This is a genomic window from Mycobacterium sp. GA-1199, from assembly GCF_001500045.1.
GTDB lineage: Bacteria > Actinomycetota > Actinomycetes > Mycobacteriales > Mycobacteriaceae > Mycobacterium.
Map to the genome: position 1 here is coordinate 439699 of NZ_LQIX01000001.1, position 23312 is coordinate 463010.

The 23312-nt window shown below is 68.0% G+C and carries 26 protein-coding genes; 14 read left to right on the forward strand and 12 right to left on the reverse strand.

Translation table 11 applies throughout. The features are described 5' to 3' along the window. Window positions 1–7: 7 nt before the first annotated feature. The 3 genes from AU198_RS02110 to AU198_RS02120 are packed head-to-tail and all read left to right on the forward strand — an operon-like array spanning window position 8 to window position 2921. The gene (locus AU198_RS02110; protein ID WP_064345788.1) at window positions 8–694 is read left to right on the forward strand and encodes an SDR family oxidoreductase; all 687 of its coding nucleotides are present in this window, start codon (window positions 8–10) and stop codon (window positions 692–694) included. Continuing rightward, on the forward strand, window positions 691–1626 hold the full coding sequence (locus tag AU198_RS02115) for a glycosyltransferase family 9 protein (RefSeq protein ID WP_231744542.1): 936 nt from the start codon (window positions 691–693) through the stop codon (window positions 1624–1626). The genes AU198_RS02110 and AU198_RS02115 overlap by 4 nt, the downstream gene beginning before the upstream one ends. Beyond that, the gene (locus AU198_RS02120; protein ID WP_064345790.1) at window positions 1623–2921 is read left to right on the forward strand and encodes a UDP-glucose dehydrogenase family protein; all 1299 of its coding nucleotides are present in this window, start codon (window positions 1623–1625) and stop codon (window positions 2919–2921) included. Before AU198_RS02115 ends, AU198_RS02120 begins: the two co-directional genes overlap by 4 nt. On the opposite strand, the gene AU198_RS02125 is transcribed toward AU198_RS02120, so the two are convergent. Continuing rightward, window positions 2915–3934 (reverse strand): DNA topoisomerase IB, encoded by a 1020-nt coding sequence (locus AU198_RS02125; RefSeq protein WP_064345791.1) that lies wholly within the window; start codon window positions 3932–3934, stop codon window positions 2915–2917. The two genes, AU198_RS02120 and AU198_RS02125, sit on opposite strands and share 7 nt — an antisense overlap. 265 nt (window positions 3935–4199) lie before the next feature. Here AU198_RS02125 and AU198_RS02130 point away from each other — a divergent pair, with 265 nt between their 5' ends. Both AU198_RS02130 and AU198_RS02135 read left to right on the forward strand, forming a co-directional pair. Beyond that, on the forward strand, window positions 4200–4643 hold the full coding sequence (locus AU198_RS02130) for an ATP-binding protein (protein ID WP_064345792.1): 444 nt from the start codon (window positions 4200–4202) through the stop codon (window positions 4641–4643). A gap of 62 nt (window positions 4644–4705) precedes the next feature. After that, complete coding sequence (locus AU198_RS02135; protein ID WP_369816186.1) at window positions 4706–5428, forward strand: RNA polymerase sigma factor SigF; 723 nt, start codon at window positions 4706–4708, stop codon at window positions 5426–5428. On the opposite strand, the gene AU198_RS02140 is transcribed toward AU198_RS02135, so the two are convergent. Beyond that, window positions 5399–5836 (reverse strand): STAS domain-containing protein, encoded by a 438-nt coding sequence (locus tag AU198_RS02140; protein WP_064346015.1) that lies wholly within the window; start codon window positions 5834–5836, stop codon window positions 5399–5401. The two genes, AU198_RS02135 and AU198_RS02140, sit on opposite strands and share 30 nt — an antisense overlap. A 284-nt stretch (window positions 5837–6120) precedes the next feature. Between AU198_RS02140 and AU198_RS02145 the strand changes: the two genes are divergently transcribed. Then, window positions 6121–6657, forward strand: coding sequence for a nucleotidyltransferase family protein (locus AU198_RS02145; protein ID WP_064345794.1), 537 nt, complete (start codon window positions 6121–6123; stop codon window positions 6655–6657). Window positions 6658–6659: 2 nt separating this feature from the next. Here the strand turns inward: AU198_RS02145 and AU198_RS02150 are convergent, their stop codons facing one another. From AU198_RS02150 to AU198_RS02180, 7 genes are all read right to left on the reverse strand, one after another. Continuing rightward, window positions 6660–6989: a hypothetical protein gene (locus AU198_RS02150; protein ID WP_064345795.1), complete on the reverse strand. Its 330-nt coding sequence runs from the start codon at window positions 6987–6989 to the stop codon at window positions 6660–6662. A gap of 50 nt (window positions 6990–7039) precedes the next feature. Beyond that, window positions 7040–8839 (reverse strand): acetyl/propionyl/methylcrotonyl-CoA carboxylase subunit alpha, encoded by a 1800-nt coding sequence (locus tag AU198_RS02155; RefSeq protein ID WP_064345796.1) that lies wholly within the window; start codon window positions 8837–8839, stop codon window positions 7040–7042. A 202-nt stretch (window positions 8840–9041) separates the two neighbouring features. Beyond that, window positions 9042–9455 carry a SufE family protein gene (locus AU198_RS02160; protein ID WP_064345797.1) on the reverse strand — a complete coding sequence of 138 codons (414 nt, stop codon included), beginning with the start codon at window positions 9453–9455 and terminating at the stop codon, window positions 9042–9044. After that, window positions 9452–10348 (reverse strand): sulfurtransferase, encoded by an 897-nt coding sequence (locus tag AU198_RS02165; protein WP_064345798.1) that lies wholly within the window; start codon window positions 10346–10348, stop codon window positions 9452–9454. The genes AU198_RS02160 and AU198_RS02165 overlap by 4 nt, the downstream gene beginning before the upstream one ends. A gap of 37 nt (window positions 10349–10385) precedes the next feature. After that, a complete protein-coding gene (locus AU198_RS02170) occupies window positions 10386–11027 on the reverse strand; it encodes a Maf family protein (protein ID WP_064345799.1) in 642 nt (213 codons plus the stop codon). After that, the gene (locus AU198_RS02175) at window positions 11024–11263 is read right to left on the reverse strand and encodes an acyl-CoA carboxylase epsilon subunit (protein ID WP_231744543.1); all 240 of its coding nucleotides are present in this window, start codon (window positions 11261–11263) and stop codon (window positions 11024–11026) included. The genes AU198_RS02170 and AU198_RS02175 overlap by 4 nt, the downstream gene beginning before the upstream one ends. An 86-nt stretch (window positions 11264–11349) precedes the next feature. Continuing rightward, window positions 11350–12990: an acyl-CoA carboxylase subunit beta gene (locus AU198_RS02180; RefSeq protein ID WP_064345800.1), complete on the reverse strand. Its 1641-nt coding sequence runs from the start codon at window positions 12988–12990 to the stop codon at window positions 11350–11352. 142 nt (window positions 12991–13132) lie between these two features. Here AU198_RS02180 and AU198_RS02185 point away from each other — a divergent pair, with 142 nt between their 5' ends. Next, window positions 13133–13939: a biotin--[acetyl-CoA-carboxylase] ligase gene (locus AU198_RS02185; protein WP_064345801.1), complete on the forward strand. Its 807-nt coding sequence runs from the start codon at window positions 13133–13135 to the stop codon at window positions 13937–13939. 20 nt (window positions 13940–13959) lie between these two features. Then, window positions 13960–14478: a PH domain-containing protein gene (locus AU198_RS02190; protein WP_064345802.1), complete on the forward strand. Its 519-nt coding sequence runs from the start codon at window positions 13960–13962 to the stop codon at window positions 14476–14478. Here AU198_RS02190 and AU198_RS02195 read toward each other — a convergent pair. Continuing rightward, window positions 14433–15110 (reverse strand): GtrA family protein, encoded by a 678-nt coding sequence (locus AU198_RS02195; RefSeq protein WP_064345803.1) that lies wholly within the window; start codon window positions 15108–15110, stop codon window positions 14433–14435. The two genes, AU198_RS02190 and AU198_RS02195, sit on opposite strands and share 46 nt — an antisense overlap. 139 nt (window positions 15111–15249) lie before the next feature. Between AU198_RS02195 and AU198_RS02200 the strand changes: the two genes are divergently transcribed. The 3 genes from AU198_RS02200 to AU198_RS02210 are packed head-to-tail and all read left to right on the forward strand — an operon-like array spanning window position 15250 to window position 18155. Beyond that, window positions 15250–16434: a 5-(carboxyamino)imidazole ribonucleotide synthase gene (locus tag AU198_RS02200; protein ID WP_064346017.1), complete on the forward strand. Its 1185-nt coding sequence runs from the start codon at window positions 15250–15252 to the stop codon at window positions 16432–16434. Beyond that, a complete protein-coding gene (purE, locus tag AU198_RS02205; protein ID WP_064345804.1) occupies window positions 16427–16939 on the forward strand; it encodes a 5-(carboxyamino)imidazole ribonucleotide mutase in 513 nt (170 codons plus the stop codon). The genes AU198_RS02200 and purE overlap by 8 nt, the downstream gene beginning before the upstream one ends. Window positions 16940–16991: 52 nt before the next feature. Next, on the forward strand, window positions 16992–18155 hold the full coding sequence (locus AU198_RS02210; protein WP_064345805.1) for an acyl-CoA dehydrogenase: 1164 nt from the start codon (window positions 16992–16994) through the stop codon (window positions 18153–18155). Window positions 18156–18171: 16 nt separating this feature from the next. On the opposite strand, the gene AU198_RS02215 is transcribed toward AU198_RS02210, so the two are convergent. Both AU198_RS02215 and AU198_RS02220 read right to left on the reverse strand, forming a co-directional pair. Then, window positions 18172–18918, reverse strand: coding sequence for a TIGR03089 family protein (locus AU198_RS02215; protein WP_064345806.1), 747 nt, complete (start codon window positions 18916–18918; stop codon window positions 18172–18174). Continuing rightward, window positions 18906–20372, reverse strand: a complete 1467-nt coding sequence (locus AU198_RS02220; protein ID WP_064345807.1) for an LCP family protein — start codon at window positions 20370–20372, stop codon at window positions 18906–18908. Before AU198_RS02220 ends, AU198_RS02215 begins: the two co-directional genes overlap by 13 nt. Before the next feature lie 67 nt (window positions 20373–20439). On the opposite strand from AU198_RS02220, the gene rfbD reads away from it, so the two are divergent. From rfbD to manB, 3 genes are read left to right on the forward strand one after another with little or no spacing between them, the layout of a single operon-like run. Continuing rightward, on the forward strand, window positions 20440–21330 hold the full coding sequence (rfbD, locus tag AU198_RS02225) for a dTDP-4-dehydrorhamnose reductase (RefSeq protein ID WP_064346018.1): 891 nt from the start codon (window positions 20440–20442) through the stop codon (window positions 21328–21330). 18 nt (window positions 21331–21348) lie between these two features. Then, entirely contained in the window at window positions 21349–22236 is an 888-nt protein-coding gene (locus AU198_RS02230) for a glycosyltransferase family 2 protein (RefSeq protein WP_064345808.1), read from the forward strand. Then, window positions 22233–23309, forward strand: a complete 1077-nt coding sequence (gene manB, locus AU198_RS02235; RefSeq protein ID WP_064345809.1) for a mannose-1-phosphate guanylyltransferase — start codon at window positions 22233–22235, stop codon at window positions 23307–23309. The genes AU198_RS02230 and manB overlap by 4 nt, the downstream gene beginning before the upstream one ends. Window positions 23310–23312: the final 3 nt, after the last annotated feature.

The following is a 23312-nucleotide window of genomic DNA, read 5'->3' on the forward strand; positions in this document are numbered from 1 at the left end:
AACGCCAATGGCTCTTGGCAACATCATCATCACCGGCGGTGCGTCGGGACTCGGCGCGGCTACCGTGGAAGCGGTTGCGCGCCGGGGTGGTACGCCGCTGGTGATCGACCGCAACGACCCGAAACCCGGAGTGGTCTTCGCTCGGGCCGACCTCGCCGACACCGATGCGGTCGACGCCGCGGTGCGCGAGTTGGCCGAGCAGGTCGACGGTCAGATCCACGGCGTGTTCACCGCCGGAGGCACCGACATGTGCGGCAAGCTCGCCGATGTCGCGGTCAAGGACTGGGAACGCGTCATCCACGTCAATCTGCTGGGCACCGCGGCGGTGATCCGCTCGGCGTTGCCCTACCTGAAGAGCACGGGTGGCCGGATCGTCACGTGCGCATCGACATTGGGGATCAAGGCCGTCAGCGACGCGACCGCGTACTGCGCCTCCAAATTCGGGGTCATCGGATTCTCCCGTGCGTTGGCCGCGGAACTGGCGGGGGAGGTGGGAGTCACGACGCTGATCCCGGGCGGTATGCACACGGCGTTCTTCGACAGCCGCGACGAGCAGTACAAGCCGCCGCCGGACGCCAAGCTCAACCAGCCCGAACACGTCGCCGACACCGTCGTGTTCGCCCTGTCCCAGCCGGCGGGTTGCGAGGTGCGTGAACTGGTGGTCTGCGCGTCGACGGAGTCTTCGTGGCCGTGAGCCCGAAGACCGTCGTTGTCCTGCGCGCGCTTGGCCTCGGCGATCTGCTCACCGGAATCCCGGCGTTGCGTGGGCTGCGGCGGGCGCACCCCGACGCCCACATCGTGCTCGCCGCGCCCGAACGCTACCGCGATCTGGCGATGCTCTCCGGTGCGGTCGACGACGTCGACCCGACCCCCGGTCTCGGCCGGCTCCGTGCCCGAAGCGAACCGCCCGCCCTCGCGGTGAACCTGCACGGCAGCGGTCCCGAGAGCATCGCCGACCTGCTCGCGGTGCGGCCCCGAAGCCTGATCAGCCACCGGCATCCCGCGTATCCCGAGGTCGAGGGTCCGCCGTGGCGGGCCGAGCTGCACGAGGTCGACCGATGGTGCGCGCTACTCGAATGGGCCGGAATCACCTGTGACCCACAGGGTCTGGCGATCCCGCGGCCGGACGCCTTCCCGAGCCGCACCTCGGCGGTGGTGATCCATCCGGGCGCCGCATACGCAGCGCGGCGATGGCCGCCCGAGCGTTTCGCACAGGTCGCCGCCGCGCTCCGAAACCGCGGCCACGACGTCGTCATCACCGGCGACGACGGTGAAGTCGGCCTCGCCCGGTCAGTGGCCGACGCCGCCGGACTACCCCGATCCAGCGTGCTCGCAGGCACTCTCGGTCTGCTCGAACTCGTCGCGCTGATCCACGACTGCCGCTTGCTGATCTGTGGTGACACCGGCGTCGGACACATCGCGACCGCGACCGGCACTCCGTCGGTGCTGCTGTTCGGTCCGACACCACCGAACCGGTGGGGTCCGAGGGGAACGGGTCCGCACATCGCGGTGTGGGCCGGCGACAAGGGCGACCCACACGCCGACCGACCGCATAAAGGCTTGCTGCTGATCACGGTCGGCCGTGTGCTCGATGCCAGCGAGAACCTCTTGAAGGACTGTGCATGAAAACCATTCGAGCCGGGGTGATCGGTGCGGGCTACGTCGGCCTGACGACAGCGGTGTGCCTGGCCGAACGCGGTCATGACACGGTGTGCGTCGACGTCGACGTCTGCCGGATCGAACAGCTCCGCAGCGGGGTCCCCCTGCTGGACGAGCCCGGTCTGGCCGAGCTGCTTCGTCACGGCCTGGACACCGAAAAGCTCGAATTCACCGTCGCCTATCCCGATTTGGTCGAGTGCGACGTGGTGTTCATCTGTGTGCCGACGCCCGGCGGACCGGACGGATCGGCAGACCTGTCGGCGGTCGACGCGGCGGTCGAGCGGCTCGCCACCGTGCTGCGCCCGGGTTCGGTGCTGGTGCTCAAGTCGACGGTTCCGGTCGGCACCACCCGGCGGATCGGACAGCGGGTGCGGCACGCCGGCATTCGCGCGGTCTCCAATCCCGAGTTCCTCCGGGAGAGCCACGCCATCTACGACTTCCGCAACCCGGACCGCATCGTCATCGGCGCCGACGACGCCGACGCCGCCGACCTGGTCTCGCGCGTGTACGGAAACCACGCGCAGACCTTCCGGATGAGCCCGGAAAGCGCCGAATTGGCGAAGTACGCGAGCAATGCCTTTCTCGCGGTGAAGATCTCCTACGCCAACTCGCTGGCGAAGCTGTGCGCGCGGATGGGTGCCGACATCATTGACGTCACCCGATGCATGGGCGCCGACGTGCGCATCGGCCCCCACTTCCTGCAGCCCGGGCCGGGGTGGGGCGGATCGTGCCTGCCGAAGGACACCGCGGCCATCCTGCACACCGGCAGAGCCGCCGGCGTCGACCTGCCGGAGATCGAATCGGCTCGTGTGACAAATGCCACGCAGTCCGCGCGAATCGCGTCGACGCTGGGTCGGTCCATGGTCACTCCGCTCGGCCGGGCGCGCATCACCGCCCTGGGCCTGACGTTCAAGGCGGGCACCAGTGATCTGCGCGATTCACCGGCGCTGACGATCTGCGCTGACCTGGGCCGGACCGGTGCGCAGGTCACGGGATACGACCCGAGGCTCTCGGCGATGGACTGGTCGCGGTTGCGGGCCTCGTCGATCGTCGCCGTCGACGATCCGTATCTGGCCGCAAAAGATGCCGACGCGATCGTCGTCCTCACCGAGTGGCCGGAGTTCCGCGAACTCGACTGGGGTCTGATCGCCGAGCACGCGCCGACAGCCGTCGTCGTGGACACCCGCAACCTGCTCGATGCGGCGCTGCTCACCGACCTGGGATTGGCCTATCTGGGGAACGGAACCCCGTCGGGCTACTGACCTTTGGCCACTTTACGGATGAGGCGCGCCGTGGCGCGGTCGAGCACCTCTTGGCGTTCGGCGACGGTCTTCATCTTCGCGGCACGCCGCGCGGCTGAGGCGATGGTCAGCTCGGACTCGTAGCCCACCACGACTCGCGGGTCGACGTAGGAGCCTCGCGCCACCGCGGGTGTGTTGCCGAGTTCCTCGGCGACCTCCTTCATCACCGCGGACTCGACCCGTTTGATCACGGTCTTGTTCACCGGTGGGTCGGCGTCGACGAAGGCGGCCGCTGCCAGCACCGTGCCGTGCCAGGTGCGCAGGTCCTTGACCGTGTACCGATCCCCGACGAGCTCCTTGAACCGCGTGTTCAGGTCATCGGCGTGGATGTCGATCCAGCCCGAACTGTTGCGGCACACCAGCAACCGCTCGGTGCGGTCGGGGCGGCGCAACAGAGCGCGGACCGAGCGGACCGCTTCTGGGTCGTCGATCAGCAGTGTCCGTCGCACCCCGCTCTTGGCGGGGAAGTCGAACTCGATCGCGTTGCGCTGCAGTGTCACGTGCTCGCAGCGCAGCGTCGCGATGCCGTACGAGTTGTTCTCCTCGGCGTACTGCTCCGAGCCGGAGCGGAAGTAGCCGAGATCGGCCAGGTGCAGCGCCAGCGCCAGCACCCGGTCGCGGTTCAGGCCGCGGCCACGCATGTCCGCGGCGATGCGTCTGCGCATCTCGGGCAACGCGGCCGACATCTCCAGGACCCGGTCGAACTTCTCCTCGTTGCGCTCCTCCTGCCACCTCTGGTGGTACAGGTACTGGCGCCGGCCGGCGGCGTCGGTACCGACCGCCTGGATGTGCCCGTTGGGATACGGGCAGATCCACACCTTCCTCCATGCCGGCGGGATGACGAGCTCCTTGATGCGCTGCAGGGTCTTCTCGTCGGTGACCGGGCTGCCGTCGGGATGCTGGTAGGAGAATCCGCGGCCGCGGCGCAACCGGCGCAGGCCGGGTCCGCTGACGACGCTACGGCGAAGTCGCATGTTTGGGTCCCGAGCGCCTGGGGGTATTGAACCCCCACCATGGAGAAGTCTTACTTTGTCGCGCCGTCAAAATGCCGCTCGTCACAGTCGTGTTCGCTGTTCCGTCGGCCCGAGCCGTTGCGCGCTGGGTGGGAACTTCTCCATGACCGGGTAAATACCCGCGTCGGCGTGCGGCACACGTCGTCATTCGCGGGTCACCGGAGTACTCGTGGTTAGGTGGGATCCGACCTGGGGTAATCTCGCTTCGACATTGCCGGGAGGTCAAATGGCCGACACTGCCAACACCAGGGCCAACAAGAACAATGGGCACGGGCACGGCGCGCGGTCGGTGGAACTCCGGGTCGCCGCCGAACTCGAGAATCTTGCGGTGCTGCGCACCCTGGTCGCCGCGGTGGCGACCTTCGAGGATCTGGACTTCGATGCCGTCGCCGACCTGCGTCTTGCGGTCGACGAGGCGTGCACGAGGCTGATCCGGTCCGCGGTACCCAACTCCGTGCTCCTGCTCGTCATCGCCCCGCGCGACGACGCCGTCGTCATCGACGCGTCCACCACGTGTAAGAGTTCTGACATCCTGGCGCCCGGCAGCTTCAGCTGGCACGTGCTGAGTTCACTGACCGACGAAGTGACGACCTTCGAGAATGGACAGGGACCCGAGAACGCCCAGGTGTTCGGGATCTCCATGACGACGAGACGAGCGACGCTGCAGTGACGCCGTCGACGTCACAGGGTTCGTCGTCGCGTTCGAACTCTGAGTACGCGGATGTCGCCGACATGTTCCGCGAGCTGAAGAACGTGCCGGAGGACTCGCCGAAATTCCAGCGGCAGCGTGACCGCATCGTCGAGCGCTGCCTGCCCCTGGCCGACCACATCGCGCGCCGCTTCGACGGGCGCGGCGAGCCACGCGAAGACCTGGTCCAGGTGGCCCGCGTCGGGTTGGTCAATGCGGTGATCCGCTTCGACGTCGAGGCCGGCTCGGACTTCGTCTCGTTCGCGGTGCCCACCATCATGGGGGAGGTCCGACGGCACTTCCGCGACAACAGCTGGTCGGTCAAGGTGCCGCGGCGACTCAAGGAACTGCATCTGCGACTCGGCGCCGCCACCGCGGAGTTGTCGCAGCGGCTCGGCCGCGCCCCCACGGCATCGGAGCTCGCCGCGGAGCTGGGCATGGACCGCGACGAGGTCGTCGAGGGCCTGGTGGCCGGAAGCTCCTACAACACGCTGTCGATCGACAGCGGTGGCAGCGGAACCGAGGACGCCCCCGCGATCGCCGACACGCTGGGCGACGTCGACCTCGGTCTCGACCAGATCGAGAACCGGGAAGCGTTGCGGCCCTTGCTCGCCGCGCTGCCGGAGCGCGAACGAACCGTGTTGTTGCTGCGCTTCTTCGAATCCCTCACTCAGACGCAAATCGCTGAGCGCGTTGGCATCTCACAGATGCACGTGTCGCGTCTGCTCGCGAAGTCGCTAGCTCGACTCCGGGACCAGTTGCAGTAGCGGCCTGGTGTTCTTGCCATTCCCGAGCGCTGTCTCGATGCTGTCGCAGATGGGTAGTGCGGCATCCGGATCGCAGATGCGCAACAAGCGGCTGACCGATGCGCTCGGCAACAGCGCCCACTCGATCTTCTCGCCCGCGGTGCGCACGTTGAGCGTGTGCAGCGCGGAGAAGCCTGCGGTGCCGAAGAATTCGACCCCCGACAGGTCGACCACGATGCGCTCGAGCTCTGTGGCGTGGCGCAGCGCGTAGTCGACGAACTCCTGGGAGTTCGCGGCGTCGATCTCACCGTGGGCGGAGACGATCGCGGTGGCGGGGTGCACCCGCCGGGTGGCGAAGTGCGCGGTGTGGCAGTCGCGGCTGTCGTCGGATTGCGCTTCATCAGCGACAGTCAAATCAGGATTGGACATGTGTGACTCCATCAGTGAATGTGTCATTCGTACTGTGGCTCACGTCAAAAATTTGGGGCCCTGCGTATTCAAAGCCTTCGCAGCAGAGGCGGGAGTTCTCTACCCTTGCACGTCGATGACGTTTCAGCTCGGCTGTCAACTCAACCTGAACTGAACCCTACGCTGCTCAACGATCATGCACAATCGCTATCAAGACCACCGTCGTAACCGCTGGTCACAGCCGCCGAGACCGCCGAACATATGACAAATTTGTCGAAACTCGAGCCACACCGCAGGCCGGTGCGATGACGCCGAAAGTCGCCGGTGTGCTGCTGGCCGCAGGTGCGGGTACCCGTTACGGAATGCCGAAAGTGCTTGCCGCTCAAGGTGAATGGCTCCGGGCGGCGGTGGACGCCTTGAGCGACGGTGGATGTGGTGACGTGGTGGTGGTGTTGGGCGCGGCGGTGGTCGAGGTCCCGCGGCCTGCGCGCGCCGTGGTCGCCGAGGCCTGGGCAGACGGTTTGTCGGCATCGCTGCGGGCCGGGCTCTCGGCGGTCGACGCCGACTACGCCGTGCTGCACACCGTCGACACGCCCGATGTGGGAGCCGACGTGGTGCGCCGGGTGGTCACCGCGGCGGTGACCACCGAGTCGGGTCTCGCGCGTGCCTGCTACGGGCGATCGCCGGGCCACCCGGTGGTGATCGCGCGCAGGCACTGGGCAGCGCTGCTCGAAGGAGTCCATGGCGACGAGGGCGCACGCTCGTTCCTGGCGGCCCGCGACGACGTCGTCGCGGTGGATTGTGCGGATCTGGCGACGGGTCGCGACATCGACGTGAGCTGACGTCAGTGGACCGTGAGACCCAGCATCGCCGTCGCGAAGCGGCGCACGGAATGCTCAGCGATCGTGGCCGCATCGGCGTACCCGTCGCGGCATCGCGTACGCAGTAGCGCGGCCCGCGGGTCGAGCCTGATCTCGGCCAGCATCTCGCCCGTCGTCGGTTCGCACACCGCCCAGGTGTATGCGGTGTCGGAGGCCCACTGCGCGCGGCAGCGAGCGATGTAGCCGGGATCGGTCTCGCCCATCTCGGCGAGCGCGGGGCCGTCGTCGATCAACTCGTCATCGCGCGGCGCGCGCAGATACCATGCGCCGGCGTTGATCTCGACGGGCTCCATGGCGATTTCGGTGCGCTAACGCTCGCTGCGCGATCGATTGCGCACCGAAATCACTTGATCTCGGCGAGGACGGTGCCCTGGGTGATCGCCGCGCCGGGCTCGACCGCCAGGCCGGTGATCGTGCCGTCCTTGTGCGCGGTCACCGGGTTCTCCATCTTCATCGCCTCGAGCACCACGACGAGGTCACCGGCGGAGACCTCCTGGCCTTCCTCGACCGCGACCTTGACCACGGTGCCCTGCATCGGTGCGGTCACCGCGTCACCGGAGGCGGCCGCTCCGCCGCCGCCACCCCGCTTGCGGGCCTTGGGCTTCTTCCGGACGACATTGCCCCCCGCCGCGGGAGCGCCGCCACCACCGAGCGCCAGGTCGCCGGGCAGCGACACCTCCAGCCGGCGGCCGCCGACCTCGACGACCACGGTCTGCCGCGGGACGGTGTCCTCTTCTTCGATCGGATCGCTGCCGGTGAACGGCTCGATCGTGTTGTCCCACTCCGTCTCGATCCAGCGGGTGTGCACGGTGAAGCCGTTGTCGTCGCCGATGAAGGCGGGGTCCGACACGACCGCCCGGTGGAACGGGATGACCGTCGCCAGGCCCTCAACGGTGAATTCGGCGAGTGCGCGCCGGGACCGCTCGAGGGCCTCTTGGCGGTTGGCGCCGGTGACGATCAGCTTGGCCAGCATCGAGTCGAATTGGCCGCCGATGACCGAACCGCTCTCGACGCCGGAATCCAGCCGCACACCGGGGCCGGTCGGGGGCACGAACGTGGTGACCGGGCCGGGGGCGGGCAGGAAGCCGCGACCGGCGTCCTCACCGTTGATGCGGAACTCGATGGAGTGGCCGCGAGGTGTCGGGTCCTCGGTGATGTCGAGCGGTTCGCCATTGGCGATCCGGAACTGCTGGCGCACCAGGTCGATACCCGAGGTCTCCTCGGTCACCGGATGCTCGACCTGCAGGCGGGTGTTGACCTCGAGGAAGCTGATCAGCCCGTCCTGGCCGACGAGGTACTCGACGGTGCCGGCGCCGTAGTAACCGGCCTCCTTGCAGATGCGCTTGGCCGACTCGTGGATCTCTTTGCGCTGAGCATCGGTCAAGAACGGTGCGGGCGCCTCCTCGACCAGCTTCTGGAAGCGGCGCTGCAGCGAGCAGTCGCGGGTGCCCGCCACCACGACGTTGCCGTGCTGGTCGGCGATGACCTGCGCCTCGACGTGGCGCGGTTTGTCCAGATAGCGCTCGACGAAGCACTCACCGCGGCCGAACGCCGCGACGGCCTCGCGGACCGCCGACTCATAGAGCTCGGGGATCTCCTCGATTGTGCGGGCCACCTTCATACCGCGGCCACCGCCGCCGAACGCGGCCTTGATGGCGATCGGCACGCCGTACTCCTCGGCGAACGCGACGACCTCGTCGGAGTCCTTGACCGGTTCCGGGGTGCCGGGCACCAGCGGCGCCTTGGCGCGCGCGGCGATGTGGCGGGCGGTCACCTTGTCACCGAGATCGCGGATCGACTGCGGGCTGGGGCCGATCCAGATCAGGCCGGCGTCGAGCACCGCCTGCGCGAAGTCGGCGTTCTCGGAGAGGAACCCGTAGCCCGGGTGAATCGCGTTGGCTCCGGACTTCTCGGCGGCGTCGAGCAGCTTCTCGAACACCAGGTACGACTCGGCCGAGGTCTGCCCGCCCAATGCGAAGGCCTCGTCCGCCAGCCGTACATGTGGAGCGTCGGCGTCGGGTTCGGCGTACACCGCCACGCTCTGCAGCCCGGCGTCCTTGGCGGCCCTGATCACCCGGACCGCGATCTCTCCGCGGTTGGCGACCAGCACCTTGGAGATCTTCGAGCTGGCGTGACTGGGCACTGCGCCTCCTGGTGGCATGTCTAAGAAACGTCTTTAAGAATCTAACGGACGGAGTTTATGCGGCCCTGCTGAGGTCTCGGCGAGCCGGTCCCTATACCCGCGAGTAATAAACGACAGTTGCTGCCACAGATCCGTGAGCGCTCACCCAGGTACGTTTTCGGCTCCGCATTCTCTACACCAGCGATCGCTCGGCCAAGTGGCGTCAGCGCAGCCGCTTCTTGATGCGGGCCAGCATCGCCGACATCCCGCGCAACCGCAGCGGGCTGATCAAAGCGGCGAGCCCCAGTTCGGAGTAGAAGTCGTCGGGCACCGCCAGGATCTCGTCGGCGGAGTGGTCGTCCAGGCCCGCGGCCAGGATCGCGGCGAATCCGCGTGTCGTCGGCGCTTCGGCGGGCGCGCTGAAGTACAGCCGGACATGGTCGCGGTTGTCGGCATCGACATGGAGGAACAGCGGCGACTGGCATTCGGGCACCGGTTCCATCGCGGCCTCTTCGAGGTCGGCGGGCAGCGCAGGCAGCTCGTTGGCGAACTCCAGAAGCAGCTGCAGCTTGTCCTGCCCCTGCACCTCTTTGAAGTCCGACACCACCTCCGCCAGTGCGGCCGGCATTGCACTCATGAGGAGCCCGGCACATCCCCTGGTTCGGACCCGGCGGTGACGGGCACCCGGACCGCGTTGCCCCATTCGGTCCACGATCCGTCGTAGTTGCGGACGCCGGGCAGGCCCAGCAGATGGGTCAGCACGAACCAGGTGTGGCTCGAACGCTCACCGATGCGGCAGTAGACGATCGTCTCGTCGTCGGGAGTCAAAAAGCCGTACAGCTCCTCGAGCTCGGCACGGCTGCGGAACCGGCCGCTGTCGTCGGCCGCCTTGGCCCACGGAATCGAACGTGCGGTGGGTATGTGGCCGCCCCGCAGCGCGCCCTCCTCGGGATAGTCGGGCATGTGGGTGCGTTCCCCGGTGTACTCCTGGGGCGAGCGGACGTCGATCAGGGGCGCCTTCCCGAGCGCGTCGAGCACGTCCTCCTTGAACGCGCGGATCGGCGCGTCGTCGCGCTCGACGACGGGGTAGCCGGTGCTCGTCTTGTTCGGCACGTCGAGCGTGGTCTCGCGGCCGTCGGAGATCCACAGGTCGCGACCGCCGTTGAGGAGCCGGACGTCGGGGTGGCCGAACAACGTGAACACCCAGAGGGCGTATGCCGCCCACCAGTTGCTCTTGTCGCCGTAGATCACCACCGTGTCGTCGCGGGCGATGCCCTTGCGGTTCATCAGGTCGGCGAACTGTTCGCCGGTGATGTAGTCGCGCACGTGGGGATCGTTCAGGTCGGTGTGCCAGTCGATCTTGACCGCACCCGGTATGTGGCCGGTGTCGTAGAGCAGTACGTCCTCGTCGGACTCCACGATGGCCAGTCCCGGCCGGCCCAGGTTCGCCGACAACCAGTCGGCGGTGACGAGGCGCTCGGGATGGGCGTATGACTGCAGGGCGGGGTCTGGATCGGCAGGCAGAGGCACAAACCCGAGCCTACCGAGGCGCGCATACCGCGTGGGATCAGGTGAGCGGGTTATCGCGCCACAGGTCCGCCAGCGACAGCCCGGCGCGCTCGAACATGCGACGGACCAGGGGCAGCCCGATGCCGATCACCGACGACGGGTCGCCAACCACGCCCTCGATGAACCAGCCGCCCAGACCGTCGAGGGTGAATCCTCCCGCCACCGCCGTCGGCTCCCCGCTGGCGACGTAGGCCTCCAGATCGGCCGTCGACGGCGACGCGAAGTGCACGGTGGTGCTCTCGGTCTCGGCGAGCCGGCACACAATCCTGTTGTGCTGCAAGCGGATCACGCAGTGCCCCGTGTGGAGCTGACCGGCCGAGCCGGCCATCTGCTGCCAGCCGGCAAGCGCGGCCTCCGCCGTTGCGGGCTTGCCGGCCAACGTCCCGTCGCGGAACAGCATGGAATCGCACCCGATCACGACGCAGTCGGCACCGACCGTCGGATCGAGCTCGGCGACCACCGCGTCGGCCTTGGCCGTGGCAAGGGCGACCGTCACCTGCGCCGGTGTCGCCACGTCGTCGAGCTCGGCGACGACCGCGTCCTCGTCGACACCGGACACCACGATCAGGGGATCGATTCCGGCCTGCCGCAGCACTTTTCGGCGGCCGGAGGACGCCGAGGCGAGGACGACGCGCGTCATCGACGGCGCATGTGCGCCCGTTCCACGAGCGTCACCCGCTGCCAGCTGAACGGCGTGTACCGCAACCGGTCCACCGGATGACCCCAGAGGTTCTCTTCCTGCTCGCGCGGCTCGGACGGCGCGCTCGACGCGGCGGCGAGCACCGCCATCAGCGCGGCCAGCTCCTCGGTGCTCGGCTCACCCCTGACGACCTGGATGTGCGCCTCGTGATCCTGCTGCGCGCCGCTGTCCGTCACGTCGGCCTCCACGTCGCTCTCGGTCGCCCCGCTCACAGTCGCTGAATTGTTCGCCCGGCTCACACCGGCTGAATTGTTCGCCCCGCTCACAGTGGAATGTTCCCGTGCTTCTTGGGCGGAATCTGCGTGATCTTGCGCTCCAGCAGCCGCAGTGCATTGGCGACATAGCCGCGCGTGTGCGAGGGCGGGATGACCGCGTCGACATAACCGCGTTCGGCCGCAATGTACGGGTTGACCAGCGTGTCCTCATACTCCTGCTGCAGCTCCAGCCGCAACGAGTCGACGTCCTCGCCGTTCTTGGCCGCTTCCTTGAGCTTCGAGCGGTACACGAAGCCCACGGCGCCCGAGGCGCCCATCACCGCGATCTGGGCGGTCGGCCAGGCGACGTTCACGTCGGCGCCCATCTCCTTGGACCCCATGACGCAGTAGGCGCCGCCGTAGGCCTTGCGGGTGATCACGGTGATCTTGGCGACGGTGGCCTCGCCGTAGGCGTAGAGCAGCTTGGCGCCGCGCCGGATGATGCCGTTGTACTCCTGGCCGGTGCCCGGCAGGAAGCCCGGCACGTCGACCAGCATCACGATGGGGACGTTGAAGCAGTCACACGTCCGGATGAAACGCGCGGCCTTCTCCGAGGCGTTGATGTCCAGGCAGCCGGCGAACTGGGTCGGCTGGTTGGCCACGATTCCGACAGGGCGGCCCTCGATGCGGCCGAACCCGACGATGATGTTCTGCGCGTAGCCGGCCTGCACCTCGAGGAACTCGTCCTCGTCGAGGATGCGGGTGATGACCTCGTGCATGTCGTAGGGCTGGTTCGGGGAGTCCGGAATCAGCGTGTCCAGCTCGATGTCCTCGTCGGTGAGGTTGTCCTCGATCGGCCCCTCGGGCACCGCCTCCGGGTAGCGCGGCGGATCGGCGTGGTTGTTGCTCGGCAGGTACGAAAGAAGTTCGCGCACATAGTCGAACGCGTCCTGCTCGCCGGAGGCCACATAGTGCGCCAGCCCCGATTTCGCCATGTGGGTGTGAGCGCCGCCGAGCTCCTCCATCGTCACCTCTTCACCGGTGACGGTCTTGATGACGTCGGGTCCGGTGATGAACATCTGGCTGGTCTGGTCGACCATGATCACGAAGTCGGTCAGCGCGGGGGAGTACACGTGGCCACCCGCCGCGGCGCCCATGATCAGCGAGATCTGCGGGATCACGCCGGAGGCCAGGATGTTGTTGTGGAAGATGTTGCTGTACAAGCCAAGTGAGACGACGCCCTCTTGGATGCGCGCGCCCGCACCGTCGTTGATGCCGATCAACGGCCTGCCGGTCTTGATCGCCAGTTCCTGGACCTTGACGATCTTCTCGCCGTACACCTCGCCGAGGCTGCCGCCGAAGACCGTCGCGTCCTGGCTGAAGATGCACACCTCGCGGCCGTCGATGGTGCCGTAACCGGTCACCACGCCGTCACCGAGCGGACGGTTGGCCTCCATCCCGAAGTTGGTGCTGCGGTGCCGGGCCAGCGCGTCCAGTTCGACGAAGGACCCCTCGTCGAGCAACGCCAGGATGCGTTCGCGAGCGGTGAGCTTGCCCTTGGCGTGTGTCTTCTCGACCGCTTCCTCGCCGACCGGGTGCAAGGTCTCCTCGGTGCGCCTGCGCAGATCGGCCAGCTTGCCCGCGGTGGTGTGGATGTCGATCTCGTGTTCGCCTGACGGCTCGACCGACGGCTTCTGAACGGAGGTCATGGTGGTCGATGCTAACGAACGCCCGGTGCGCGACCGACGGCGCGTCCTTAAGGTCCCCTTAAGCTGCCTTGCGCACCGCGCGCGCAGCCGTCGGTGGTAGTAGTGAGGGCCGAACGAGTCTCAAGATGGGAGTTCGATTCCGATGACCGCGCACCGGGCTCCGCTCGATGTCAAGGCGCTGCGGGAGCAGGTGTCCGCCGGGTCGCGCGTGTGGCGGCGTATCGACGTGGTGGCCGAGACCGGCTCGACCAACGCCGACCTGATCGCGGCCGCCGGGCGCGGCGAGCACATCGCCGGCGCCGTCCTGATCGCCGAGAACCAGACCGCGGGCCGTGGCCGCCGGGGCCGCAGCTGGTCGGCGGTGCCGTACGCGCAGATCACGATGTCGGTGGGCCTCGACGCGACCGGGGTGCCCAGCTCCGCGTGGGGATGGTTGCCGCTGGCGACCGGGGTCGCCGTCGTCGACGCGGTTGCCGACACGGGTGTGACCGCGGGCCTGAAGTGGCCCAACGACGTCCTCGCCGGAGGCGGCAAGCTGGCGGGAATCCTGGCCGAGGTCGCCGGCGGTCAGCAGGCCGTCGTGATCGGCGTCGGGCTCAACGTCTCGCTGAGCGGCGAGGACGTCGGCGTCGAGGGGGTTACGTCGTTGGTGGACCTCGGCGTCCCGGCACCCGACCGGCAACGCCTGCTCGTCCGACTCCTGCACGAACTGGGCAACCGCGTCGAATCGTGGACCCGCGCCGCAGGCGCCGACGCCGGCCTGGCCGTCGACTACCGCGCCCGCAGCCTCACGCTGGGGCGGCGGGTCCGCGCCCTCCTGCCCGGGGATCAGGAGGTCGTCGGCGTGGCGCGAGACGTCGACGAGCAGGGCCGGCTGGTCATCGAAGCCGACGGGCGGTCGGTGACGGTCTCCGCGGGCGACATCGTCCATCTACGGCCCGACCAGTGATTTCGCTCTAAAGTCATCGCATGGGTTACCCCGACAACGTGCTCGCCTCCGACGAGCAGGTGGTGCTTCACCGCCATCCGCATTGGAAACGGCTGATCGGGCCGGTCCTGGTGTTGCTGCTGGTGACGGCGCTTGCCGCGTTCGGGGCCGGATACGTCAACACGATGGATTGGGATCAGACAGCCCGCAACGTCGTGCTGATCGTGATCGGCGCGATCTGGCTGCTGGTCGTCGGGTGGCTGACGATCTGGCCGTTCCTGAACTGGTGGACGACGCACTTTGTGATCACCGACCGTCGGGTGATGTTCCGGCACGGGGTGCTGACCCGCTCGGGTATCGACATCCCGCTGGCGAGAATCAACAGCGTGGAGTTTCGGCACGGATTGCTGGACCGGATGCTGCGGACCGGCACGTTGATCATCGAGTCAGCGGCGCAGGACCCGCTCGAGTTTCACGACATCCCGCGAGTGGAACGGGTCCACTCGCTGCTGTATCACGAGGTCTTCGACACCCTGGGCTCGGAGGAGTCGCCCAGCTGAGCGGCGCGGCCGGCGCGTCGGCCGGGGCGGCGCAGCGGGGTGACGTTGCCCTCGGCGTGCTCGGCGGCGACGCCCTCGTGATGGTCCTCGAGGAGTTCGGCGAGCCCACCCGCGGTGAGCGACTCCATCGCCCGGTCCGGATTGCGGCCGAACTCGTCGGGAAACACCCAGCGCCGAAACGCCCAGAATCGGAACGCCATCTGCAGCAGGTTGCCGATGATGTAGGCGGAGATGAAGTCGGCGATGTTCTCCACCGTCAGGCTGACTTCGGGCACCCGCAGCATCAACACATAGCTCGAGATCCACAGCGGGGCCATGCTCAACAGCACACCGACCCCGCTGACGCCGAAGAACAGCAGCGCCTCGTGATGACGCTCCCGTCCACCGCGGTCGCGGAAGCTCCACTCGCGGTTCAGGATGTAGGACGCGATCACCGCGACGATGCCGGCGATGATCTTGGCCGTCACCGGCTTGGGCTCGAGAACGGTGAGCTTGAGCGTGTAAAAGACCGACGTGTCGATGATGAACGTCGTCGCGCCGACGATCGCGAACTTGATCAGTTCGTGATGCCGCTCGAAGTACGGCCGTACCGGACCGGGCAGCCGTGCGATCGTCGCATCGGTAAAGGACACAACAGGGCAGTGTACGGAAATACCGCACTCTACGTGTACTCATGCAGGTCGCAGCCGATACACGGGAACCAGGCCCACCGCGTGGTCATGACACCATGAGGACGTGTCACAGAACCCCAAAGGGCCGCCTGTGGTGGCCATGGTCGGCGGTGGTCAGCTGGCCAGGATGACCCATCAGGCCGCGATCGCGCTCGGCCAGACGCTGCGTGTCCTCGCCGTCGACTCCGGCGACCCGGCCGCGCAGGTCAGCCCGGATGTGGTGTTGGGCACACACACCGACCTCGACGCGCTGCGCCGTGTCGCCTCCGGCGCCGACGCGCTGACCTTCGACCACGAGCACGTGCCCGCCGAGCTGCTGGAAAAACTGCTGGCCGACGGTGTGAACGTGGCCCCACCACCGTCGGCGCTGATCCACGCCCAGGACAAGCTGGTGATGCGCCGCAGGCTGGAGGCGCTCGGCGCGCCGGTACCGCGGTTCGCAGCGGTCGACGACCTGTCCGACATCGACGCGTTCGCCGCACGCATCGACGGTCCCGTCGTCGTCAAGACCGTGCGCGGCGGTTACGACGGCCGCGGGGTCACGCTGGCCGGCGACGTCGGCGAAGCGCGTGAGGCCGCGCAGCGTTACCTGGACGGCGGGGCTGATGTGATGGTCGAGGAGAGGGTCGCGATGCGGCGCGAACTGGCGGCCCTGGTGGCGCGTTCCCCATTCGGGCAGGGCGCGGCGTGGCCGGTGGTGGAAACCGTGCAGCGCGACGGCATCTGCGTCGAGGTGATCGCACCGGCGCCGGGCCTCGATGACGAATTGCGCTGCGCAGCAGGACAATTGGGTCTGCGGCTGGCCTCCGAACTCGGGGTCGTCGGGGTGCTGGCGGTCGAGTTGTTCGAAACCGTCGACGGCGCCCTGCTGGTCAACGAGCTCGCCATGCGTCCGCACAACTCCGGTCACTGGACCATGGACGGTGCGCAGACCAGCCAGTTCGAACAGCACCTGCGCGCGGTACTCGACTATCCGCTCGGCGACACCGCGCAGATCGTCCCAGTCACGGTGATGGCCAATGTGCTTGGCGCACAACAGACACCGACGATGACGATGGACGAACGGCTGCACCACCTGTTCGCGAGGATGCCCGACGCGAAGGTGCATCTGTACGGCAAGGGCGAGCGCCCAGGCCGCAAGATCGGTCACGTCAACGTCCTGGGCGCGGCCACCGGTTCTCTTGACGACGACGCGTTCGTCGCCGATGTGCGCGAACGCGCGGCCAGGGCGGCACACTGGTTGTCGCACGCGCAATGGACGGACGGATGGGATCCACATGAGTAGTGCTCCTGCGCCGCGGGTCGGCCTGATCATGGGCAGCGACAGCGACTGGTCGGTGATGGAGGACGCCGCCCACGCGCTGGCCGAGTTCGATGTGCCCTTCGAGGTCGGCGTCGTCTCCGCGCACCGCACACCGGTGCGCATGCTCGAGTACGCCCAGAGCACCGCGGACCGCGGCATCGAAGTGATCATCGCCGGGGCCGGCGGGGCGGCGCATCTACCCGGCATGGTGGCCTCGGCGACCCCGCTGCCCGTCATCGGCGTTCCGGTGCCGCTGGCCAAGCTCGATGGCCTGGACTCGCTGCTGTCGATCGTGCAGATGCCCGCCGGGGTGCCGGTGGCCACGGTGTCGATCGGCGGCGCCCGCAACGCGGGCTTGCTGGCGGTGCGGATCCTCGCGACGGCGGACGCGGCCCTACGCAAACGGGTCCTACAGTTCCAGGCAGACCTGCATGACACGGTGCTGCAGAAGGATGCGGCGCTGCGCGACCGCCTCCTCGGCGACTAGGTCGACCGGGACCCGCGAGAGTAGGGTTACCGGCGAGTAGCAAGGAGTTTTCATGGCCATCGGCAACCCGTCATTCGACCTTTTTCAGCTCTCCGACGAGCACAACGAACTGCGTGCGGTGCTGCGCGACCTGTGCGAGAAGGAGATCGCCCCGCACGCGGCCGACGTCGACGAGAAGGCGCGCTACACCAGTGAAGCTCTCGAGGCGCTGACCGCTTCGGGCATGGCCGCCATCCACATCCCCGAGGAGTACGGCGGTCAGGGCGGGGACTCGATCGCGGCGTGCATCGTGATCGAAGAGGTCGCGCGGGTGTGCGCGTCGTCGTCGCTGATCCCGATCTGCAACAAGCTCGGCACCATGGGGCTGTTGCTGCGCGGCAGCGAGGAACTCAAAAAGCAGGTGCTGCCGTCGATCGCCGCCGGTGAGGCCGTCGCCTCGTACGCGCTTTCGGAGCGCGAGGCGGGCAGCGACGCCGCCTCGATGCGCACCAGGGCCCGCCGCGAGGGCGACGAGTGGGTGCTCAACGGCGCCAAGTGCTGGATCTCCAACGGCGGCCAGTCGACGTGGTACACGGTGATGGCGGTGACCGATCCGGACAAGAAGGCCAACGGCATCTCGGCGTTCGTGGTGCACAAAGACGATCCCGGCTTCTCCATCGGCGCCAAGGAGAAGAAGATGGGGATCAAGGGCTCGCCCACCACCGAGTTGTACTTCGAGGACTGCCGGATCCCCGCCGACCGGATCATCGGTGACGAGGGCACCGGGTTCAAGACCGCGCTGGCCACCTTGGACCACACCCGGCCGACGATCGGCGCGCAGGCCGTCGGCATCGCGCAGGGCGCGCTCGACGCCTCGATCGCATACGTCAAGGAGCGCAAGCAGTTCGGCAAGCCGATCGGCGACTTCCAAGCGGTGCAGTTCATGCTCGCCGACATGGCGATGAAGATCGAGGCCGCCCGGCTGACGGTCTACTCCGCCGCCGCGCGGGCCGAACGCGGCGAGTCCGAGCTCGGGTTCATCTCCTCGGCGTCGAAGTGCTTTGCCTCCGATGTCGCGATGGAGGTGACCACCAACGCGGTCCAACTGTTCGGTGGTTACGGCTACACCACCGACTTCCCCGTCGAACGGTTCATGCGCGACGCCAAGATCACCCAGATCTACGAGGGCACCAACCAGATTCAGCGCGTGGTGATGTCGCGCGCGCTGCTGAAGTAGTCGCCGCGCTGGCCGCTCAACCCTTGGTGACCTTCTCGGTTGCCCGCCGGCGGTCGGCCAACGCGGCGTCGGGATTGGCCACCTGCACGAGCGAGGCGCCGACAGCGAAAACGGCCAGCATGTGGTCGACGAGTTCGTCGGCGGTGTCCCATCCGGCGCTGGACAGCACGCGGTCGGATGCGGTGAGACCCTGTGCCGCCGCGGATTGGCGGGCCGCGGCGAGGACCTCGTCGACGCCGCGACCGTTGAGCGCCGGGCCGGGCATACGCTCCGGTGAGATCTGGTCGCCGTGTACCCGTACGGCGGTGGCGTAGTCGGTGACGCCGACCGGCAGATCGGCGGCGGGCTTGCCGAACGGATCCAACGACAGCACCGCGACTTCACCTACTCCGCCACCCATCCCGACCGCGTCGTCGGCCTCGGCCAACCGGTCCGCGGTGCACAGCGCGACGTCGGCGGACTCCCCGGAACCCAGCACCGCTTCGGCGCCGATCCACCAGATACCGAAGAACACGGCGGCGCTCTGCCAGTGCGCGGGCAGCAGAACCGCGATGCGAGACGACGGGCCCGCGCCCAACTCGTCGCGTAACAGGTTGGCCGTCTTGGCCGCCCAGTTCGCCAGCGTGGCGGCCGACAACTCGATGCGTTCGCCGCTCGCGTCGTCGTAGTAGGTGATGCGGGGGCCGGCGGGGTCAGAGGCCATGAGCGGGTCGAGGATGGCCCCGCTGACTGTCGTCACGCTGCTCGACGTTAGTTGACGCATTCCGGATCGTCGGATCCGGCGGTCAGGATCGGCGACGGAGGCGGGGCGGTCTCGGTCGAACCGACGGCCACGGTATCGGACGTGAGCGTCGGAACGTTGCTGCCGTCCAGACCGGAACCGGGACCGGTGTAGTCGTCGGCCAGCACGACGCGCACGTGCCCCGGGCCCACCGACGGGTCGTCGACGATTGCCAATCCGCCCAGATCCTTCGAGACGGCCTGTGCGCCAAGGTCATCGGTCTTGTTGGCACGCACCTGGCTGCTGGCCACCGGGTCACCTTCGTGGTTGCCCGTCGCGCCGGGGGTGAACCCCTTGTTGGTCAGCACCTGCGACACCGCGGCGGCCAGACCGTTGACCTCGGTGGCGTTGACGACCTCGACGGTGGTCTTGTCGGGCGTGTAGGCGATCTCCTCGGTCTTACCCTCGTCCTGCTCGTGCAGCAGGCCTTCGATCCAACTCTTGACCTCGGTGGGGTCGACCCGCACGACGCTCTGCATCCCGTCGTCGCTCCAGCCATTCTCCTGTAACACCGGAATGGTGGCGAACGCGACGTTGCCGGCGGCCAGCTTCTGCAGGTGCTCGGCGAATTGCATGACGTCCCAACCGTCGGAGAGCACGACGGAGCGCTGCACGGCGTCCTGCAGCCGGTTCAAGGTGGCCGGACTCGACAGCGTCTTGCCCGAGATCACCTCGTGCGCAAGGGAAGCCATCACTGCCTGCTGGCGCGTGACCCGGTCGAGGTCGCCGCGCGGCAGATCGTGGCGCTGCCGGACGAAGCTCAACGCCTGCGGACCGCTCAGCTTCTGCCAGCCCGCAGGGAAGTCGGCGCCCGAGAGCGGTTCGTACACAGGCTCTTTCAAGCATACGTTGACGCCGCCGAGGGCATCGGTGATCAGTGCGAAGCCCAGCAGGCCGACCTCGGCGTAGTGGTCGACGGTGACGCCGGTGAGGTTGGCCACGGTCTTGATCAGGGCCTCGCGCCCGGCTTCGGTCGCCTTCGGCTGGGCCTCGGTCGGGTCCATGCCCTTCTGCTCGACGAGCTCGGTCATCTTCTCGAGGTGTTCCGAGCCGTAGACGCCGTTGATCTTCATCTTGCCGATACCCGGCGCCTCGACGTAGGAGTCGCGGGGGATCGAGATCGCGGTGGCGGACTTCCCGTTGTTGGGGACGCGGATCAGGATGATCGTGTCGGTGTTGGTGGCTTCGTCGTCGCCCGCCCGCAGCGTCGCCAGTTCCTCCTGGGACAGCGGATTGCCGTGCGCGTCGGTGCGGCTGTCCATACCGACGAGCAGGATGTCGATCGCGCCGTCTTCGCCGCCCTCTCCGAGCGCGATCGACGAGATGTGGTTGATGCCGGACTCGAACGAGCGGATCTTGCCCCACGCGACTCCGGTACCGACCACGATCGCCAAGGCCGCGGACACGGCGATGACACGGAGCATTCGACCGGGCATCAGCCCAGGCTACTGGCGAGATGGGCGCTAAGCGGGTAGCGCGCGTCGGCGTGCCAGACTCGTGACCATGACTTCTCGCGGACCCGGCAGGATCGTCATACCCGGCGCAGGCGGCATGGTCGGTCGGGTTCTTGCAGGTCAAGCTCGTCAGCAGGGCCGCGAGGTACTGGCGCTGACGTCGTCGGAGTTCGACATCACCGAACCGGCCGCCGCCCAGCGTGTCATCGAAGCCGGTGACGTGGTGATCAACTGCGCCGCGGTCACCGACGTGGACGCGGCCGAGGCCGAGCAAGACCGTGCGCACGCGGTCAACGCGGACGGGCCGGCTCATCTCGCGCGGGCATGCGCCACCCTCGGCGCCCGCCTGATCCACATCTCGACCGACTACGTGTTCTCCGGCACAGCGCGCCACCCGTATGAGATCGACGACGAGACGGGACCGGTGAACGTCTACGGCCGCACCAAACTCGAAGGGGAGCGGGCCGTGTTGGCCGCCCTGCCCGGCGCGCACGTCGTGCGAACGTCGTGGGTGTACGAAGGCGCCGACGGAACCGACTTCGCCGCGACCATGCGCCGCAAGGCCGCCGGTGACGACCCGGTCGATGCGGCGGCCGACCAGACCGCATCGCCGACCTACGCCGGTGATCTCGCCTCGGCGCTGTTGGAGATCGCTGACGGCGCGATCCATGCACCGGTGCTGCACGCCGCCAACGTCGGTGAGGCCAGCCGCTACGACCAGGCGAGGGCGGTTTTCGAGGCCGTCGGCGCCGACCCCGAGCGGGTACGGCCCGTCGCCGGCGCCGACAAGCCGCGGCCCGCGCGGCGCCCACGGTATACGGCGTTGTCGGGTCGACGGTCGGTCGAGGCGGGCCTCACGCCGCTGCGCCCGTGGCGCGAGGCGTTGGCCGATGCGCTGTCGCGGTACGGGCGTGGCGGCCCGATACCCTCGACGCCGTGAGTTCGGAACTGGTGCCACATGAATGACGAGTTGGTCGTCGTCACGGTGACGTACTCGCCGGGCCCGCACCTCAACCGGTTCCTGGCGTCGCTGTCGCACGCCACTGACCGGCCGGTGACAGTCGTGATGGCCGACAACGGCTCCACCGACGGCGCACCCGAAGAGGCGCTCGCGCGCTATCCCAACGCCCGATTGCTGCCCACCGGCGGCAATCTCGGGTACGGCAGCGCGGTGAACCGCGCCGTCGCCGAGTATCTGAAGGACTCGGACAACAACGACTTCTTCATCGTGGCCAACCCCGATGTGCAGTGGGGCCCGCGCAGCATCGACATCCTGTTGGAGGCCGCCGCCCGGTGGCCGAGTGCCGGTTCGCTCGGCCCGCTGATCCGCGACCCGGACGGTTCGGTCTACCCGTCGGCCCGGCACCAGCCCAGCCTGGTGCGCGGTGGGATGCACGCCGTCGTGGGGCCGTTCTGGAAGTCCAACCCGTGGACCGCCGAATACCGTCAGGAGCGCCGGGAGCCCAGCGAACGCGCCGTCGGCTGGCTGTCGGGATCGTGTCTGTTGCTGCGCCGGTCGGCGTTCGAGGAGATCTCGGGCTTCGACGAGCGCTACTTCATGTACATGGAGGACGTCGACCTCGGTGATCGGCTGTCACGGGCGGGTTGGCAGAACGTGTACGTCCCGGCCGCCGAGGTTTTGCACGACAAGGGTCACGCGACCGGCAAGGACCCCGCGCGCAACTTGGCCGCCCATCACACCAGCACCTACACTTTCCTCGCGGATCGATACCCCAGGTGGTGGCAGGGTCCGCTGCGGTGGACGATCCGAAGCTCGCTCGCCGCGCGTGCGGGCCTGGTGGTCCGCAACTCACGACGCAAACGGGCGAAAGGACGGCGCCAGTGAACCCCGCACACGTCGACGCCGTCATCCTCGTCGGCGGTCTGGGCACCCGGCTGCGACCGTTGACCCTGTCGGCGCCCAAGCCGATGCTGCCGACGGCCGGCCTGCCGTTCCTGACACACCTGTTGTCGCGCATCGCCGAGGCCGGTATCGAACACGTCGTACTGGGCACGTCGTACAAGGCCGCGGTGTTCGAATCGGAGTTCGGGGACGGCTCCAAGTTCGGTCTGCAGATCGAATACGTCGTCGAGACCGAACCTCTGGGCACCGGCGGCGGCATCGCGAACGTCACCGGAAAGTTGCGTCACGACACCGCGCTGGTGTTCAACGGCGACGTGCTGTCCGGGGCCGACCTGCGTGCGCTGCTGGACTCGCATGAGAGCAACGCCGCCGATGTGACGCTACACTTGGTGCGCGTCGGTGACCCGCGCGCATTCGGTTGCGTGCCAACCGATTCCGATGGCATGGTCACCGCGTTCCTCGAGAAGACGCAAGACCCGCCGACCGATCAGATCAACGCGGGCTGCTATGTGTTCAAGCGCGAAGTGATCGAGCGCATACCCAAGGGTCGGGCGCTTTCGGTCGAACGCGAGGTGTTTCCCGGCCTGCTCTCCGACGGGCTTCGGGTATGCGGTTACGTCGACTCCACATACTGGCGCGACATGGGCACACCGGAGGACTTCGTGCGGGGGTCGGCGGATCTGGTGCGCGGTATCGCGCCGTCACCCGCGCTGGGCGGGCACGGGGGTGAGAAGCTGGTGCACGACGGTGCCAGCGTCGCCCCCGGGGCGCTGTTGATCGGTGGCGCGGTGGTCGGTCGCGGCGCCGAGATCGCCGGTGGCGCACGGTTGGACGGTGCGGTCATCTTCGACGGCGCGCGGGTGGGCGCCGGTGCGGTGATCGAACGCTCGATCGTCGGGTTCGGTGCCCGAATCGGTCCGCGTGCGTTGATCCGCGACGGCGTGATCGGCGACGGCGCCGACATCGGCGCCCGCTGTGAACTCCTTCGCGGTGCCCGCGTGTGGCCGGGGGTGACGATTCCCGACGGCGGAATACGATTCTCGACCGACGTATAGCGG